The organism is Terriglobales bacterium (assembly GCA_035651655.1).
Classification (GTDB): Bacteria; Acidobacteriota; Terriglobia; order Terriglobales; family Acidobacteriaceae; genus DASRFG01.
In genome coordinates this window covers 13,512-29,732 of the sequence record DASRFG010000011.1, presented here as the reverse complement: position 1 = coordinate 29,732, position 16,221 = coordinate 13,512, and the positions used below count along the sequence as shown (strand labels likewise).

The window sequence follows — 16,221 nt, the reverse complement described above, 5'->3', positions numbered from 1 at the left end:
CCAATTTCATAGCAAGAGCATTCTCCCGGCCTACTAATAGAAAGAGAGAGGTTCCCCCCGTGAAAACCAAAGGCCTGTTCGCGTCTACCCTTTGCATCGTGTTTGCCCTAGCAGTTCACGCCCAAGTGGTGACGTCCAATCTTCAAGGTACGGTTACCGATCCCTCGGGCGCTGTGGTGGCCAATGCCAACGTGACCGCCGCCAATCTGGAAACCGGGTTGTCGCGAACGATGACTACGAATAGCGAAGGTTTTTATCGCTTCAACTTGTTGCCGCGTGGCCAATATGAAGTGCGGGCCGCGAAAAGCGGCTTCAGCAACGAGGCGCTTAAGGTAGTGCTGACGGTTGGGGACACGCTAACTGCCAACCTGGTGCTCAAAGTCGCGGGCCAGAGCGAGCAGGTGAACGTCAGCAGTGAAATTACGCAGGTTGATACTTCGTCGTTCCAGGTGGCAGAGGGCGTAAGCCAGGCCCAAATTGCAGATCTGCCGGTGAATGACCGAAACTTTCAGCAACTCGCCAACCTGATTCCCGGCGTGGCTCCTTCTCCTTCGTATGACCCGACGAAAAGGCTATACGGCGGCGTCGTTGCAGGGGGAGCAACGGCGCGCAGTTCGGGAATCAGCATTGATGGCGGGAACTTCAATGACAATATCGTGGGCGGGCCGGTGGGGCTGGTGCCGGAAGATGCCATTCAGGAATTCCAAGTCATCAGCAACCAGTTTTCGGCGGAGTACGGCCATTCCTCTGGACCGTTCGTCAACGTGATAACCAAGTCCGGAACCAATGACGTGCACGGCAGCGGATTTCTGCTGTTTCGCCATAAGGACCTGCAGGCACGAGGATTTTTTGAGCAGACCAAGCCGGATTTCGATCGCGAACAGTTCGGGGCCGCGGCGGGCGGTCCGATCATTCACGACAAGACGTTTGGATTTTTTGCCTTTGAGAGAAACCGCCAGCAGAAGAGTCAGACGGTGAACACAGGGGGTGTGTTTCCGCAATTTGAGGGGGCGTTTCCTGCCCCATTTCGCGACCTGCTGATGGTCGCCAAATTCGACCATCACTTGAATGCGGCGCAGACTTTTAGTTTCCGTGGTACCTTCCAGCGGAACTCTTCGACCGAAGGCTTGCGCATTGATCCCAACATCTCCGTTGGTGGCCCCCCTGCAGCAAGCGCATTCCAGAAGGCAACCAATGAAAACATCTCGTGGCAAGGTACCCATACCTGGGTGGCCTCTGCACGGACACTGAACCAGTTTGTGGTGCACTTCAACCGATTCATTAACAACCTGGTTCCGACAAGCCACGGGATCAACCTGCGTTTCCCATCGGTCGTAATCGGACAGAATGCTTCTACACCGCAAAATGTGCAGCAAGACCGGCTGCAGTTCCGCGACGATGTCTCCACTATGGGGAACTGGCACGGGGTACATAACCTGAAATTCGGTACCGACCTGAATCCGCGGATCAAGTACAACGCGCTGTTTGACCTGTTCAAGAATGGCGTATTTATCTTTGACCAGGATGATCCAGGGATCAAATGCCTCCCGGATTTTGTAAATCCGGTGAGCTGCACCAGTTCGATTCCAGGCCATCTCTCGTTCGCTCTGAAAGGGTTGGGCTCAACCGTAGAAAAAGGCACGACCACCTGGCAGATGGCTTACTACGTTCAGGATGACTGGAAGGTCAACCGCCGCCTGACGCTGAATCTGGGCCTTCGCTATGAGCACGAGAGCGGATTTATCGATGCCGGATTCCACCACCCGCTGGAGGGCCTGGCACCATTCTTTAATAGCCGCACGAGGGAGACACCCAAGTTGGATTTCGGTCCGCGAGCTGGATTCGCTTATGACGTGCTGGGTAATGGCCACACCGTCTTGCGGGGGGGATTCGGAATCTACTACGACTCGACTCCCTGGGAAATCTCTTACATCGACAGGACCTTCGATGGAGTGAAGTATCTGTTTGGCTTTTTCACGCCGGCGCAGCCGAGCTTATCGGATCCGGCGTTTTCCGCGGCCCAGACCCCAGGTGGGTTCGCGATTTCTGGCGCCGTACACCAACCTTATACCGAGCAATACTCGATCGGAGTGGGACAGCAGCTGCCGGCAGGAATAGTGCTGGATGCGACTTACGTTCACGTTCTTGGCCTGCATGGTTGGATTACCCGAGAGCTGAACCCGGGGGCGGCAAAATTCCCCGGACTAGGACTCTTCAGCAGCTTCGAAACCACAAATATAAGTCACTACAATGCTATGCAAGTAAGCGCGCGCAAGAACCTGACGCAGAACTTTCAATTCCAACTTTCCTACACGCTTTCAAAAGCGGTTAGCTTATCGGACGATATTTTCGAGCCGGGAGTGCCGCAGGACAGCAACAATCTTTTCGCTGATAAAGGCCCCACCTTGCGCGATGCGCGTCACCGCTTCGTGCTCAGCGGAATCATCAGGCTGCCGCTCGGGTTCGAGACTTCAAACATTATCTCCATGCAGAGTGGGCGACCGTTCAACATCACAACCGGTCTGGACAACAATGGAGATGGCCACGTGAAGGACCGTCCAGCGGGAGTGGGGCGCAATGCCGGTCGTTCAGCCTCCACCTACATCTGGGACACCAGGTTGTCACGGCCTTTCAAGATTGGTGAGCGGGTGACCTTGAGTCCCACGGTGGACATGTTCAATGTGGTGAATCATGCGAATTTTGACGCTGAGTCGTACATTGGAGCGTTGAATGCCGGATGTTCTGCCACCGCCATAAATTGCGGCACCCTGCAGAATCCCGGGTCAGCTTTCGGCAAGCCCACAGACATCATTTCTCCGGCGCGGCAATTGCAGCTGGGATTGCGCGTGGCTTTCTAGATAGCACTCTTGCACCGGTGGTGGTCCCAGTGGACCACCTTTTTTTCCGCCGCTTAGAATCAATCTTCAGGAGCACCTCACGCCATGGAACAGAGCTTGAAGGGTAAGGTTGCGCTCGTGACCGGCGCGAACGGAGGGCTGGGAAATGCAGTCACACCGGCGCTGCTGCAGGCGGGGGCGTTGGTACTCGGCGTGTCACCCAGCGTTAAACAGTCGGACTTTAAGCACCCATCGTTTGTGGCGTTAGCAGCGAATATCACGGATGCCGAGGCGGCCAAAAACACGGTAGATGCCGCGGTTTCTCGCTCCGGCAAGCTCGATATATTTGTCCATTTGGTAGGTGGCTTCGCGGGAGGGAAAACAGTCGGCGATACCGATGACGTCACTTTCCAACGCATGCTGGACATGAACCTGAACAGCGCGTTTTACCTCTTACGCGCGGTGATTCCGCAAATGCGCAAGAGCAAAGGTGGGAGGATCATCGCCATAGGGAGCCGCGCAGCGCTGGAGCCGGGGGCGGGAGTTGGCGCATACAGCGCATCCAAGGCAGCACTGGTAGCGCTGATTCGCACCGTGGCGCTGGAGAACAGGGATACTGGCATTACGGCCAACGTAATCCTGCCGGGCACCATGGACACTCCGGCGAACCGCCAAGCCATGTCAAAGGCAGATTTTTCAAAATGGGTGCAGCCCGCAAACGTGGCAAGCCTGATCGTGTGGTTGGCGGTCGAAGCGGGCAAGGACGTTAATGGCGCCGCGATTCCAATTTATGGCGGCGATTTGTAAAGCAGGACCATGCGCTTTTCTAGGCCGCTTTCTTTTGCTGAGATGCCGGCTCTTTGCGCAGTTTCTGTTGCCGAACTTTAGCCCAACGGGCACGCTGGGCGGCTGCGATTCTATTGCGCGCCGCTGAAGAAAGAGTACGCTTCGGCTTCTGTGCTTTGGTGGTGGCGCGAACCTTTGCCCAGCGGGCACGTTGAGCGGCGGCGATTCTTTCGCGAGCTGCGGCAGACAATCTTGAACGCGTGCCGCTCACTCTGCTGCTCCGTCCCCGCACAGTGCTATTCACCGTGCTTCCGGTAAGTGCAGTAATTGCCTGTACCAACTTGCGGAGGTCCTGCTCCAAACGCCCTCGTTCCGCTTGTAATTGGGTTACTACTCGTACGAAGTTCGCCATGTTCTTTCTCCGTTCTGCGGCGCAGATATTCTCAGCAGCAAAAGACAAACGATTGTATCAGAGGATAAGTGGCGCTATGAATAAGACTAGCACGCTCGTTAGTACAGAGGCCAAGTGTCCCTTCTAAAGTCTTACTTCCTTTCAGTCGAAAAGACATTAGGGTTCTCCCTCCGGAGACCCAGGAAGTTGTGTCTAAATGTCCGGGTTAGAGCAGGCTGAAATCTTCAGGGCAGTTCTGGAAGCGTTGCCCACCGGAGTGTATTTCGTAGATCGCAACAAGAAGATCGCGTTTTGGAATGACGGCGCCGAAAGAATCACGGGGTATTTGCGGCAAGATGTAGTGGGGCGGGCCTGCCGAGACGACATTCTGGTGCAAGGCACTGAGAACGGAAGCGTTGTTTGTGCTCCCACATGCCCGGTGGCCGACACCATCCACGACGGGCAGCCGAGAAACACAATGGTTTACATACGCCACCGAGCCGGGCACAGAATCCTGGTGCAAGTCAGGACAGTTCCCATTCGGGATGGCCGGGGAGTGATTATTGGCGCCGCGGAAAGCTTCGATGAGCTGCGAATGCGGACCCAGAATCGCAGGCAGGGCGATCGTATGATCGAAGCCTGTATAGACGAAACTACTGATGTTCCGAATCATGAGTCTCTTCAGTCCACGCTCGAGGAGATGCTTGCATCACTTACCGAACAACAACAGCCGTTCGGTTTGTTGCTAGTGCGGGTAGATCAATTGAATGAGTTTAAGCTCGCCCACGGGCCGGATGCTGCGGACACTATGCTGCGGGCCGTGGCTCAAACCCTCAAGAATTCACTTCGAGGAACCGACATTGTAGGACGCTGGGACAAAGAAACTCTCTTGGCCATCCTCCCGGAGTGCATGCCGTCGCCAGTGGAGGAACTGAGTAAGCGCGTACAGAGAATTGCCGGTTCCGTTTCTATCGAATGGTGGGGAGACCAACTTTCGCCAACGGTATCGGTGGCGGGAGCGACCGCCCAGAAAGGAGACTCGATCAGCACACTGATGGCGAGAGCAGAAGAATGTTTAGAAGCAGTCGTTACCAATCCCGATTAACCGATGGCTGAGAAGCCCTGAAATCAACTTAGCGCTGACATTCTATGTTTGTAATTATTGGCATCGTCGTGGTGTTTGGCGCCGTGGTCGGCGGCTATTTGATGGAGCACGGCCACATGCAGGTCCTCGTACAGCCCGCCGAGCTGCTCATCATTGGAGGCGCGGCGGCGGGAACCGTGCTGATCGCGAATCCGCTATACATCCTGAAGAAAATCGTTGGCGGAATAACTGGTGTATTTGGGGCTCCGCAGTTCACTAAGTCACGCTACGTGGAAAGTTTGAAGATGATGTATGAACTCCTGAATAAGGCGCGAAAAGAAGGCCTGGTAGCGCTAGAAGCTGATGTTGAGGATCCAGCCAAGAGCTTGGTTTTTACTAAGTATCCGGCTTTTCTTAAAGAGCATCACGCACGAGATTTTGTATGCGACACCATGCGCATGGCCGTTAGCGGAGGAGTAGAACCTTTCGACGTAGATCAGATGGTAGAGGCAGACATGGAAGTTCATCATCATGGGGCCACGCAACCGATCGCGGCCTTGAGCACTACGGCCGATTCGTTGCCAGGACTCGGTATTGTGGCTGCAGTGTTGGGAGTAGTCATCACTATGGGAGCGCTTGGGGGGCCACCGGAGGAGATAGGACATAAGGTCGCCGCGGCCCTGGTGGGAACATTTCTCGGGATTCTTTTGTGCTACGGATTAGTCGGACCGCTGGCCAGCAACATGTCAAAAACTGCGGATGATGAGCACGCCTACTATCACGTCCTGCGTGTGGTAATGATCTCGTTCATGAAGGGAACGCCCCCCATCATGGCGGTGGAGATGGCGCGCCGAGCTGTCCCCGGACATGTGCGACCTACATTTCAGGAACTTGAGTCGGCGTGCAAAACCCCCGCGGCAGGTGCAGCCGCGACGGAGGGGTCAGAACCACCGGCAGCCGCGGCCGCAGCGGCGGGCAAGGCGGAGTAATAATGGATCGAGCACGTCCGATTATCGTCATCAAGAAGAAAGCCGGCCACGGCGGACATCACGGGGGAGCGTGGAAGGTCGCCTACGCAGATTTCGTCACCGCCATGATGGCCTTATTCATCGTGCTCTGGCTGATGAATAGCAGCAAACAAATTCGCGAAGCAGTCGGCGGGTACTTCAAAGATCCAACCGGAACCTCCAATAAAGTTGGAACAGACCAGACCGGCTCTGGTGAGAACGTCATCTTGACCAAGGAGGACATGTCCAGCTTAAGGACGAATTGCAGACCGCGGTCCGTCGCGCGGCAAATCTGGACAAATTAAAGGACCACATAGAAATGACGATAACCGCCGAAGGATTGCGCATAGAGCTACTGGAATCCGCCAGCGGAACATTTTTCGAGACGGGGAATAGTCTGCCCAATGAAAGCGGCAAGGAATTGCTGAACATGCTCGCTCAAGAGCTGGGAAAACTGCCAAACAAGGTGTCCATCGAGGGACACACAGATTCCAAGCCCTTCGCCCGGCCGGGAGGATACGGTAATTGGGAGCTTTCGACTGACCGTGCGAACGCAGCCCGACGATTGATGCAGCAAGTGGGACTCAGGCAGGACCAGGTCACGCAGGTAAGAGGTTACGCTGACCAGAGATTACGCAGTCCGAAAGATCCGCTCGATCCATCGAACCGCCGCATTTCTGTTATCGTCCAATATGTAGTGAGCAGCGATGCTGCACCCGATGAACCAGCCGCACCTGCTGTGCCATCCCCGTCTCACATAACGGATAATAAAAGACCCGCCGAACACTAGATCCCCGTATAGCACGACAGGCAAGCAATTTGCCCTAGTTCCAACGCCCAACTCCCTTTAATTAAGTAATCTTTGTAGAACAGATGCTCGCGTCGAAAGCAACCCAGGCGAGCACCTGACACATCCCTTCTCTCAGCAGCAGCAGCTCGCAAGAGCCGACCAGGTACCCATCGAGAGCCGCCAATCACCAGTGGAGTTTAATCCGAGAGTCATGTTCAAATCTGCCCCCGCCCTGCTGCTCATTGTTGCCTTAATGGCGTGTTCTGGAGCGAAGTCGAACAGCCCGCTACCCGGGCCAGGCCCGCAACCAGCCCCAACTTTGACCCTGACAGCGCAGCCCACAGCCGTCATTCTGGGCACGGGTACCACGCTGACATGGACCTCGACGAACGCGACCTCCGTGACCTTCGACAATGGTATTGGGAAGGTTGCAGTTTCCGGTTCCAAGGACGAAACGCCTCCGGTGACAACTACCTATCACGGCACCGCAAAGGGCCCGGGCGGAACGGTGCAAGCAGCGGTGACGGTGAGCGTGGGTGGACTGCAGGGGTTTCAGCTCAGCGCCAATCCAACCGCAATCACGCAGGGTCAGTCCTCTACGTTGACCTTTTCCGCGCCGGGAGCAAATTCAGTAAGCATCGACAACGGCCTGGGATCATTTGGCGCAGCGGGTTCCGTAAGAGTCACACCAGCGGCAACCACAACGTATACAGGCACTGCCAATTTCAACGGCGCTACAATGACCGCTTCGGCAACGGTTAAGGTCTCCCCACCAGCGCCCCCACCGACCGTAGCTTTGAGCGCAAACCCAAGCAGTATCGACCAGGGACAAAGCTCGACCCTAAGCTGGACATCTGCGAACGCAGTGTCGTTGACCATTGATCAAGGAGTTGGCCGAGTTGCAGTGCCATCGGGCTCGGTGACGGTTTCCCCCAGTTCAACAACGATTTACACCATTACAGCAACAGATGGCTCGCATACAGCCAACGCCTGGGCCACGGTAAATGTAAATGCCCCGGTGCCACAGCTGGGCGGAATGTTCACTTACAAGTATGACAACGCGCGTACGGGACAAAATGTGAACGAGGGAGTATTGACCCCCGCGAATGTTAATAAGACGCAGTTTGGGAAGAAATTCAGTTTCAGCGTGGATGGATACATTTATGGGCAGCCGCTTTACGTCCCAGGAGTGACCATTGCTGGACAAGGTACACATAACGTCGTGTACGTGGCAACGGAACATGCCAGTGTGTACGCATTCGATGCAGACGGCCATACCACGGCCCCACTTTGGCAGGTAAACTTCACAAATCCCGCGGCGGGAATCACGACGGTACCGACAGGAGACGTGGGAAGCACGATTTTCCCGGAGATCGGAATTACTTCCACACCGGTTATTGATCCCAACACTGGGACCATCTACGTGGAGGCATTCACCAAAGAAAATGGCGCCTACTTCCAACGGTTACACGCATTAGACATCACCTCTGGGACGGAGAAATTCGGGGGTCCGGTAACTATCTCCGGATCCGTTCCGGGCACGGGAGTGGGAAATGATGGCGCCGGCAATGTGCCATTCCAGGCCAAGATCGAGCTACAGCGGTCGGCGCTGCTGCTGGTGAATGGCACCATCTATATTGCCTTTGCCTCTCACGGCGACAACGGACCTTACCACGGTTGGGTATTTGCGTACGACGCGGCCAGCTTGAATCAAGTAGGAATTTGGAACGACACCCCAAACGGTCAAGATGGCGGCATCTGGCAAGGTGGGGGCGGACTGGCGGCGGACAACGCCGGCGCCATCTATGGCCTGAGTGGCAATGGTACGGCGGAGGGTGGTCCGGATTATGGCGACAGTTTCTTCAAATTGACGCTGGGCGGGGGTGGGCTCGCAGTGGCCGACTTCTTTACGCCGTTCAACCAACAACTGCTCTCGAGCCATGATGTTGACCTTGGATCGGGAGGTCCTTTGTTGCTGCCCGACCAGCCCGGAGCACATCCGCACCTTCTTACCAGCGCGGGCAAGGAAGGAAAAATCTACCTTATCGACCGTGACAATATGGGTCATTACAGCACCTCGGGCGACAATGTGGTGCAAGAGATCGCCCACGCGCTCGGCAGTTCCGATTCGGACAACAGCTTCTGCGTACCATCTTATTGGCAAAACCGAGTTTATTACGTGGGAGTGGCGGACTTTGCCAAGGCCTACACCTTAACCGGAGGGATGCTGTCAACTTCGCCTGAATCACAATCGGCGACCACTTATGGAATTCCGGGCGCGACTCCGACCATTTCATCCAGCGGCGACACCAATGGCATTGTGTGGATCATTGAGCGGGCGGGCATATTGCACGCATATGATGCTACGAACCTTGCCACCGAGCTTTACAACAGCAACCAAGCTGGTACGCGCGACACACTTGGCACGGCGGTGCGCTTCGCTCCACCTACGGTCGCCAATGGCCGCGTTTATGTGGGAACGAAAACTCAATTAGTGGTTTATGGGCTGCTGTAGCGGGAATTGAAGCTAGGCAGTTATGGGTAACGAGCGCACGCGTTTTTTAGTTGCTGCGAACATTGCGCCGCAGATAGCGGGGGCCAGCGGCGGAAGAGGCGGCTCACCTGCTCCGGTAGGACTTTCAGAGCTCTGCACGAAATAGGCTTCCAGGGCGGGCGCCTCGTTCATGCGAATGGGAGCGTAATCGTCGAAGTTGCCCTGAACCACACGGCCTTTTTCGATTGTGATCTTCGCGCGCAGCGCGTTGGCGAGTCCGTAAATGATCGCACCATTAATCTGCTGCTCTAACGTATTGGGATTCATGACCTGGCCGCAATCAATCGCCGCTACCACTCGCTGCACGCGCGGTTGATCGTTGTCCATTGTGATCTCAACTACCTCAGCCACATAGCTGCTGAAGCAGCCGAAGGCGGCAATCCCGCGATAGCGGCCTGCCTGCAGCGGTTTGCTCCAATTAGCCTTTTCCGCCGCAAGCTTGAGAACACCGCGTAAACGATCGGTACGCCAGTGCGTGTCCCAGAATTGAATGTCGTGATCTTGCGCAAGCAAGTGGAGACGATAATCAAGCGGATCTTTGTTGGCTGCATGGGCGAGCTCGTCAATGAAACTTTCCGTAGCAAAGGCAGCCTGCAAGGCGTAGACTGCGCGCATCCAGCCCAGCGGCACCGGCGTATCAAGCTGTACGTATTCAAGGTTGACGTTTGGGATCGGGTACAGGAATGCGGCTTCGTCTTTCAGGTCGGGATCAATGCCACCATCCAGCGGTGTTCCCTTCTGGCCATTGATGGATGGTGCAATCAGGCGATGCGTAAATGCTGTCGGCCAGCCAGAGCCGTCGAGCACGGCGCTGAGCATGTGGTAGCTGGCAGGACGATAAGTGGAGTTGCGCATGTCATCTTCGCGCGTCCATTGCACCTGCACCGGAGCGTTGATGGCTTTCGACACTAAGGCAGCTTCCACGGCGTAATCGTGCTCAAGCCGACGACCGAAACCGCCACCTAACAAGGTGATGTTCACCTTTACCTGATCGGATTCAAGGCCGACAGCCTGAGCGACGGAATCGCGGACATCTTGCGGAACCTGCGTTGGCGCCCAAATCTCGCAGCGCGAGGCCTGATAATTTGCCACGCAGTTGCCTGGCTCCATGGGCGCGTGCGCCATCATAGGCAGTTCGTATACCGCTTCGATGCGACGTCCGTGGGCTTTGGAAACATCGCCCGCAGAGTAGAGGGTCGCTCCTTTCTTACTAGCGGCTTGGTGAAGCGATTGAGTGATGGCGGCGGAGTTCAGGTCTTTGTTCGGGCCTTCGTCCCAGGTGACATTGAGGACCCTGCGGCCTTCCATCGCGGACCACACATTGTCGGCGACGATGACGATCGAGGAGTCGCCGATTTTGGTCACGTGGGTCACGCCGGAAATTTTCCGCGTCTCGCCATCGTCGAACTTAGAAACTTTACCGCCAATTACGGGACAACGCGCGAGCACGGCGTATTTCATATTGGGCAGGCGGAAATCAATACCGTAACCGGCGGTGCCGTTTATCTTGGGCGCAGTGTCCAGGCGCAGTCTGCGCGTGCCGATAATCTTGTAATCTTTGGCGTTTTTCAGCGGAGGATCGGTAGGTACCGGAAGGGTTGCAGCGCGATGGGTAAGCCGACCGTAGCTGGCGCGGCGACCGGACGCAGCGTGGACCACGCTCCCGTTCTCCGCCTTGCAGCCGGAGCGCGGAACTCCCCACTCAAGTGCAGCGGCAGAGATCAGCATCTCGCGGGCGGCAGCCCCGGCCTTGCGCAAGGGATCCCAAGTGGTGCGCACGCTGGCGCTGCCCCCTGTGCTCTGATCGCCGTATAACGTGCTTGCGCCAGCTTGCTCAAAGTTGATCTTCGACCAATCGGCTTCGAGTTCTTCGGCAAGGATCATGGGGAGGGCGGTGCGTACGCCCTGTCCCATCTCAGAGCGAGTGACGACCACAGTGACTTTGTCGTCAGGAGCAATTCGGAGATAGGCGTTGGGGGCAAAGCTCTTGCTGCTGCTGCCGAATGTTCCATGGGGCAGATAAAAACCCACGACTAGACCGGCGCCGGCTGCAACCGTGCCGACCACGAACTCGCGACGGGATACGGGGCTCATCGCGCGCCTCCGGAATTCGCAGCGCGATGGATGGCGCGACGAATGCGATCGTAGGTGCCACAGCGGCAGAGGTTTCCAGTCATGGCTTGGGTGATTTCATCGTCAGAAGGATTCGGGTGCTTGGCGAGAAGGGCTGCGGCGGCCATGATCTGACCGGACTGACAATAGCCACACTGCGGAACATCTTCTGCGATCCACGCCTGCTGCAATGGGTGCGTACTATTCTCCGACAGACCCTCGATGGTGGTGATCGCCTTCCCGGCCACCTGCTTGGCGGGAGTAGAGCACGAGCGGACGGGAGCCCCATCCACATGAACTGTGCAGGCGCCGCATAGACCTGCGCCGCAGCCGTACTTGGTGCCCGTGAGGCTGAGCGTGTCGCGGATTACCCAGAGAAGGGGCGTGTTCTCCAGAACATTGGCCTTGCGGTCTACTCCGTTTACGCGAAGAGTTATTTCAGCCATAAGCGGTCAGTAAATTTCAGAGCATAGTAACCGAAAGTCTCGGTAAGAGGAAATCATCCCGCTAAGGTTGAGGAAGTGGTTCGGGTTCGGCGGACCCGTCGGCGCGCGGATCGGAAGCACCGAAGTTTATTTTGGTTGCGGAGTTGTAGAGCACGGCCTGGCCCCGCCCCATGGCGGTGGAATATTCCTTGCGAACTTGCAACTTGTGTCCCTTGGAACTGAGTTGTTGTATCACCTGCGGCTTCACTCTCGATTCGATCAAGATGTCGCAGCTGACGTGGCCACCGGCAACGGTAAATCTGGGAGCTTCAAGTGCTGCTTGAATGTTCATACCGTAATCCACGAGATTGGAAACAAATTGTGCGTGGGCCAATGGCTGATTGGGACCACCCATAATTCCAAAGCCGATGTGCATGTCTCCGCGTTCCATGAACGCGGGAATGATGGTATGAAAGGGGCGCTTACGAGGCGCGAGCGCATTGGGATGGGTGGCGTCAAGCGAAAAGAGCGCGCCACGATTTTGTAGAAAAAATCCCATGCCCTTGACTACCACGCCCGAGCCAAAAGAAGCGTAGTTGCTTTGGATGAGAGAAGCGATGTTTCCTTCTTTGTCCACTGCTGCGAGATAGGTGGTATCGCTAAGCGGAGGAGTGCCGCTGGGCGGGCTACAGTTGGCGTGGGCTGGGTTAATAAGCGCCGCGCGCTGTTGGGCGTACTCTTTCGAAAGCAGGCCGTGGACAGGCACTTTGGCCAAGCGCGGGTCGGCGTTGTAACGATAAAGGTCGGCGTACGCGAGCTTCATGGCTTCAATCTTTTTGTGAAGCTCGGCGGTTCCTTGTGGGCCATCTTTGTCCGGCTGAAACGCGGCCATGATGTTCAGCATTTCCAAAGCCGCCATCCCCTGCCCGTTGGGAGGCAGCTCGTAGACCTTCCAACCGCGGTAATCGATGGAAATGGGATCCACCCACTCTGCGGAAAATTGCGCTAAATCGTCGGCCTGCATGGTCCCGCCAAGCGCGGCGGAAGTCTGCAGAATAGCTTGCGCGATCTCTCCTTTATAGAAGGCGTCACGGCCTTGTTCGGCGATCAATTGCAAGGCCTTCGCAAGGTCGGGATTGGAGAACGTCTGGCCGATATCCGGTGGCTTACCGCCGGGAAGGAATATCCGGCGGGCCTCTTCGCTCTTCACGAGTTTCTGTTCGTCCTCTGCCCAGAAGCCATGGATCAACTCGGGAACTGGATAGCCGTGCTGCGCGTAGAAAATCGCGGGAGAGAACAGGTCCTTCCATGGAACGCGGCCGAAACGCAGGTGCGCTGCGCTCCACCCGTCTACAGCGCCGGGGACGGTCACGCTATGGATGCCTTCCTCGGGGACGGAGGTGATGCCCTGCTTCTTGAGAAAATCGATGGTCAAACCACGGGGCGCCCAGCCGCTGGAATTCAACCCGTAGAGCTTGCCGCTCTTGGACTCCCAATAAATAAGGAAGAGATCGCCACCGATGCCATTCATCATAGGCTCGGTGACACCGAGGACTGCATTGGCGGCAATGGCAGCGTCAATGGCAGATCCTCCCCGGGCGAGAATCTGCGCTCCCGCCTGTGATGCAAGGAAATGACTGGTGGCGGTAATGCCGCGGTCGGTAATGACCATCGAGCGACCATACGACCGGTCCTGTGCGAAAACGCCGTAGGAAATCGCCAGCGTGAATACCAGCAGCAGAGCAAGCCGCACCATTTACCCTCCGCGGAAATGAACTCAAGAGTTTATACCCTGTGACATCACAGGGGCGTGGGTTGTGCGTAAGAATGCCCGCTAGCTTGCGGGGGGCTTGGGAGTTCTAGTAGCTTGGGAGAACCTGAAACAATGTTTATTGGGCAAGAGCACGCGATCGGGAATTTTCGGGCGTTTTTTGAATTCGAGAACAAACATGGGCATGTTCAGCGACAAAGAATTGGGGATGGACCGAAGCATCACGCGCCGCGATTTTATGAACGGTGCAGCCGTGGTGATTGGGGCGGCAATGCTTCCGGGGATTTCGTTCGGGGACGCGAGCAGCACGGAAGCGCAGAACAAGGCAGGCTATTATCCGCCAGCGGCAAGCGGGATGCGTGGGAGCCACGCGGGCGCATTCGACGTCGCCCACAGCTTGCGGGATGGAACCTTCTGGAGCAATGCCGGCACTCCCACGGACACCGGCGAGCGCTATGACCTGGTGGTTGTGGGCGGAGGAATCAGCGGACTGGCTGCAGCGCGATATTTTCGGGAGGCCGCTGGGAAACACGCACGCGTGCTGATCATTGAGAACCACGACGACTTCGGCGGTCACGCCAAGCGGAATGAATTCGAAGTAGGCGGCAGGAAGTTGCTGGGCTTTGGCGGAACGTTTTCCATTGAGACCCCCTCTCCGTACAGCGCGGTCTCACAGAAGCTGATTGAGGATTTGGGAATTGTTGTAAGCCGCTTCCCGCAATTAAATAACGCGAACCTGTTTTCTTCCCTGGGCCTGCATCGCGCGATTTTCTTCCACAAGGAAATGTTCGGCACCGACCGCTTGGTACGAAGCCCTTTTGCGCGATGGGGAGAGTCGGAGGCCGCTCCGGATGACGTGCAGAAGTCAATGCAGCAATTCTTTGAGACAGCCCCACTCAACGCTGCGACAAAGGCCGATTTGAAACGCCTGTTTTCGCTGAACGAAGACTTGTTGCCGGGCCTGAGCTCGGCCGACAAAAAACTTCGTCTGGCCAAGATCAGTTATGCCGAGTTCCTCAGCAAGCTGGTGAAAGTTGATCCGCAGGTAGTAGCGTTCCTGCAGAACGTGCCCCATGGTTTGTATGGCTTGGGAATTGATGCAGTCTCAGCACAAGATGCCTGGGGACTCGGACTCCCTGGGTTCGATGGCCTCAAGCTGCCTCCAGAACCAGGGCCCGGCATGGGACGGGACGCGATTCGAGATGATGCTGCGGAAAAGTACTTCTTCCATTTCCCGGACGGCAATGCCTCGATAGCGCGATTACTGGTGCGGGGACTGATTCCGGAGGCGGTCCCGGGCAGCACAGCCGACGACGTGGTCACGGCGCAAGTTAACTACGGCAGATTAGATGAAGCAAAGTCTCCGGTCCGAATTCGCTTGAACAGCACCGTGGCGCGGGTCAGGCATGTGGGAAACGTGGCGTCAGCGAAAGAAGTGGAGATCGCCTACGTGCAGAAAGACAAGATATACACAGTGCGCGCGGCACATTGTGTCCTGGCCTGCTGGCATACGATGATTCCGTTTCTCTGCGAGGAATTGCCCGACCAGCAAGTACAGGCGCTTTCCCAGGCAGAGAAGGTTCCCATCGTCTATACGAATGTGGCGCTCAGGAATTGGCAGCCGTTCGTGAAGCTTGGAGTGAGCGCGGTGCACGCTCCGGGAGGGTATTTCAGCGACTTCAATCTAGACCAGCGAGTCAGCATCGGCGAGTACAAGTGCACTACAAAGCCGCAGGAGCCTATCGTTGTGCACATGATGCGCACGCCCTGCCGTCCCGGCCTGCCGGGACGTACGCAACACCGCAGAGGCCGGGCGGAGCTATACGTTACGAGCTTCGAGGTTTTTGAACGTAATATCCGGGAACAATTGCTGCGGACTCTAGGGGCGGGCGGATTTGACGCGGCGCGCGACATTGCGGCCATCACCGTGAACCGCTGGCCGCACGGCTACGCTTACCAGTACAACTCGCTGTGGGATCCCTTCTGGCTGGAAGGCGGACCATTGCCGTGCGTGCAAGCCCGGCAGCCCTTTGGCCGGGTTGCGATTGCCAACGCAGATGCCGACGCCTTTGCCTACACCAACTGCGCCATTGACCAAGCCTACCGGGCGGTAAACGAGCTGAAGATCGGGTCGTAACTGGGGTTGCGGAAGCAGCGTGTTTGCCGCAGACACATCTGGGCGAAGCAAAAGCGGGATCAAAATCAAATGTCGAGATCCGGGAATGTTTTACACTTGATAAAGTGGACAACTCAAATCTCCGCGAAGATCAAAAGAAGGCTATTCGTGAACTTTCGATGCTGGTGAGTGCAGCGTACCACGCACTTGAGACCGACGACCCAGAGAAGGCTCAAAGTTTGTTAGGCGAAGCAATCAGCATACTCATTCTATTCAAGGCGAGTTGATTCCGGAGAGGACCTACGCTCGGCAGTGCCAAAGGGACCGCCACCAACTCCGCGCGTGCGA

13 protein-coding genes are annotated in these 16,221 nt (G+C 56.5%); 9 read left to right on the top strand and 4 right to left on the bottom strand.

All coding sequences use genetic code 11. The features are described 5' to 3' along the window. Positions 1–59 precede the first annotated feature (59 nt). Together VFA76_05105 and VFA76_05100 are read left to right on the top strand one after the other, a co-directional pair. The gene (locus VFA76_05105; GenBank protein HZR31214.1) at positions 60–2,858 is read left to right on the top strand and encodes a TonB-dependent receptor; all 2,799 of its coding nucleotides are present in this window, start codon (positions 60–62) and stop codon (positions 2,856–2,858) included. An 84-nt stretch (positions 2,859–2,942) separates the two neighbouring features. Further along, a complete protein-coding gene (locus VFA76_05100; GenBank protein ID HZR31213.1) occupies positions 2,943–3,644 on the top strand; it encodes an SDR family NAD(P)-dependent oxidoreductase in 702 nt (233 codons plus the stop codon). A gap of 19 nt (positions 3,645–3,663) precedes the next feature. Here the strand turns inward: VFA76_05100 and VFA76_05095 are convergent, their stop codons facing one another. Beyond that, positions 3,664–4,035 carry a hypothetical protein gene (locus VFA76_05095; GenBank protein ID HZR31212.1) on the bottom strand — a complete coding sequence of 124 codons (372 nt, stop codon included), beginning with the start codon at positions 4,033–4,035 and terminating at the stop codon, positions 3,664–3,666. Between the two features lie 196 nt (positions 4,036–4,231). Between VFA76_05095 and VFA76_05090 the strand changes: the two genes are divergently transcribed. The 5 genes from VFA76_05090 to VFA76_05070 all read left to right on the top strand — a co-directional run bounded on the left by VFA76_05090 (position 4,232) and on the right by VFA76_05070 (position 9,410). Then, a complete protein-coding gene (locus tag VFA76_05090; GenBank protein ID HZR31211.1) occupies positions 4,232–5,119 on the top strand; it encodes a diguanylate cyclase in 888 nt (295 codons plus the stop codon). A gap of 44 nt (positions 5,120–5,163) precedes the next feature. Continuing rightward, positions 5,164–6,087 carry a flagellar motor stator protein MotA gene (motA, locus tag VFA76_05085; GenBank protein HZR31210.1) on the top strand — a complete coding sequence of 308 codons (924 nt, stop codon included), beginning with the start codon at positions 5,164–5,166 and terminating at the stop codon, positions 6,085–6,087. Positions 6,088–6,089: 2 nt separating this feature from the next. Next, a complete protein-coding gene (locus tag VFA76_05080) occupies positions 6,090–6,410 on the top strand; it encodes a flagellar motor protein MotB (GenBank protein ID HZR31209.1) in 321 nt (106 codons plus the stop codon). Then, positions 6,368–6,895: an OmpA family protein gene (locus VFA76_05075; protein ID HZR31208.1), complete on the top strand. Its 528-nt coding sequence runs from the start codon at positions 6,368–6,370 to the stop codon at positions 6,893–6,895. Before VFA76_05080 ends, VFA76_05075 begins: the two co-directional genes overlap by 43 nt. Before the next feature lie 211 nt (positions 6,896–7,106). Then, a complete protein-coding gene (locus VFA76_05070) occupies positions 7,107–9,410 on the top strand; it encodes a hypothetical protein (protein HZR31207.1) in 2,304 nt (767 codons plus the stop codon). A gap of 12 nt (positions 9,411–9,422) precedes the next feature. On the opposite strand, the gene VFA76_05065 is transcribed toward VFA76_05070, so the two are convergent. The 3 genes from VFA76_05065 to ggt form a co-directional block, all read right to left on the bottom strand. Further along, positions 9,423–11,543, bottom strand: coding sequence for a xanthine dehydrogenase family protein molybdopterin-binding subunit (locus VFA76_05065; GenBank protein ID HZR31206.1), 2,121 nt, complete (start codon positions 11,541–11,543; stop codon positions 9,423–9,425). After that, positions 11,540–12,007, bottom strand: coding sequence for a (2Fe-2S)-binding protein (locus VFA76_05060; GenBank protein HZR31205.1), 468 nt, complete (start codon positions 12,005–12,007; stop codon positions 11,540–11,542). Before VFA76_05060 ends, VFA76_05065 begins: the two co-directional genes overlap by 4 nt. A gap of 61 nt (positions 12,008–12,068) precedes the next feature. Beyond that, positions 12,069–13,742 carry a gamma-glutamyltransferase gene (ggt, locus tag VFA76_05055; protein ID HZR31204.1) on the bottom strand — a complete coding sequence of 558 codons (1,674 nt, stop codon included), beginning with the start codon at positions 13,740–13,742 and terminating at the stop codon, positions 12,069–12,071. 193 nt (positions 13,743–13,935) lie between these two features. Between ggt and VFA76_05050 the strand changes: the two genes are divergently transcribed. Further along, positions 13,936–15,894, top strand: coding sequence for an FAD/NAD(P)-binding protein (locus tag VFA76_05050; protein ID HZR31203.1), 1,959 nt, complete (start codon positions 13,936–13,938; stop codon positions 15,892–15,894). 23 nt (positions 15,895–15,917) lie between these two features. Next, positions 15,918–16,160: a hypothetical protein gene (locus VFA76_05045; protein ID HZR31202.1), complete on the top strand. Its 243-nt coding sequence runs from the start codon at positions 15,918–15,920 to the stop codon at positions 16,158–16,160. Positions 16,161–16,221: the final 61 nt, after the last annotated feature.

Coding starts and splice junctions, on each gene's coding strand:
- VFA76_05100 (HZR31213.1), top strand. CDS start 2,943: ATGGAACAGAGCTTGAAGGGTAAGGTTGCGCTCGTGACCGGCGCGAAC.
- VFA76_05095 (HZR31212.1), bottom strand. CDS start 4,035: ATGGCGAACTTCGTACGAGTAGTAACCCAATTACAAGCGGAACGAGGG.
- VFA76_05090 (HZR31211.1), top strand. CDS start 4,232: ATGTCCGGGTTAGAGCAGGCTGAAATCTTCAGGGCAGTTCTGGAAGCG.
- motA (HZR31210.1), top strand. CDS start 5,164: ATGTTTGTAATTATTGGCATCGTCGTGGTGTTTGGCGCCGTGGTCGGC.
- VFA76_05080 (HZR31209.1), top strand. CDS start 6,090: ATGGATCGAGCACGTCCGATTATCGTCATCAAGAAGAAAGCCGGCCAC.
- VFA76_05070 (HZR31207.1), top strand. CDS start 7,107: ATGTTCAAATCTGCCCCCGCCCTGCTGCTCATTGTTGCCTTAATGGCG.
- VFA76_05065 (HZR31206.1), bottom strand. CDS start 11,543: ATGAGCCCCGTATCCCGTCGCGAGTTCGTGGTCGGCACGGTTGCAGCC.
- VFA76_05060 (HZR31205.1), bottom strand. CDS start 12,007: ATGGCTGAAATAACTCTTCGCGTAAACGGAGTAGACCGCAAGGCCAAT.
- ggt (HZR31204.1), bottom strand. CDS start 13,742: ATGGTGCGGCTTGCTCTGCTGCTGGTATTCACGCTGGCGATTTCCTAC.
- VFA76_05050 (HZR31203.1), top strand. CDS start 13,936: ATGGGCATGTTCAGCGACAAAGAATTGGGGATGGACCGAAGCATCACG.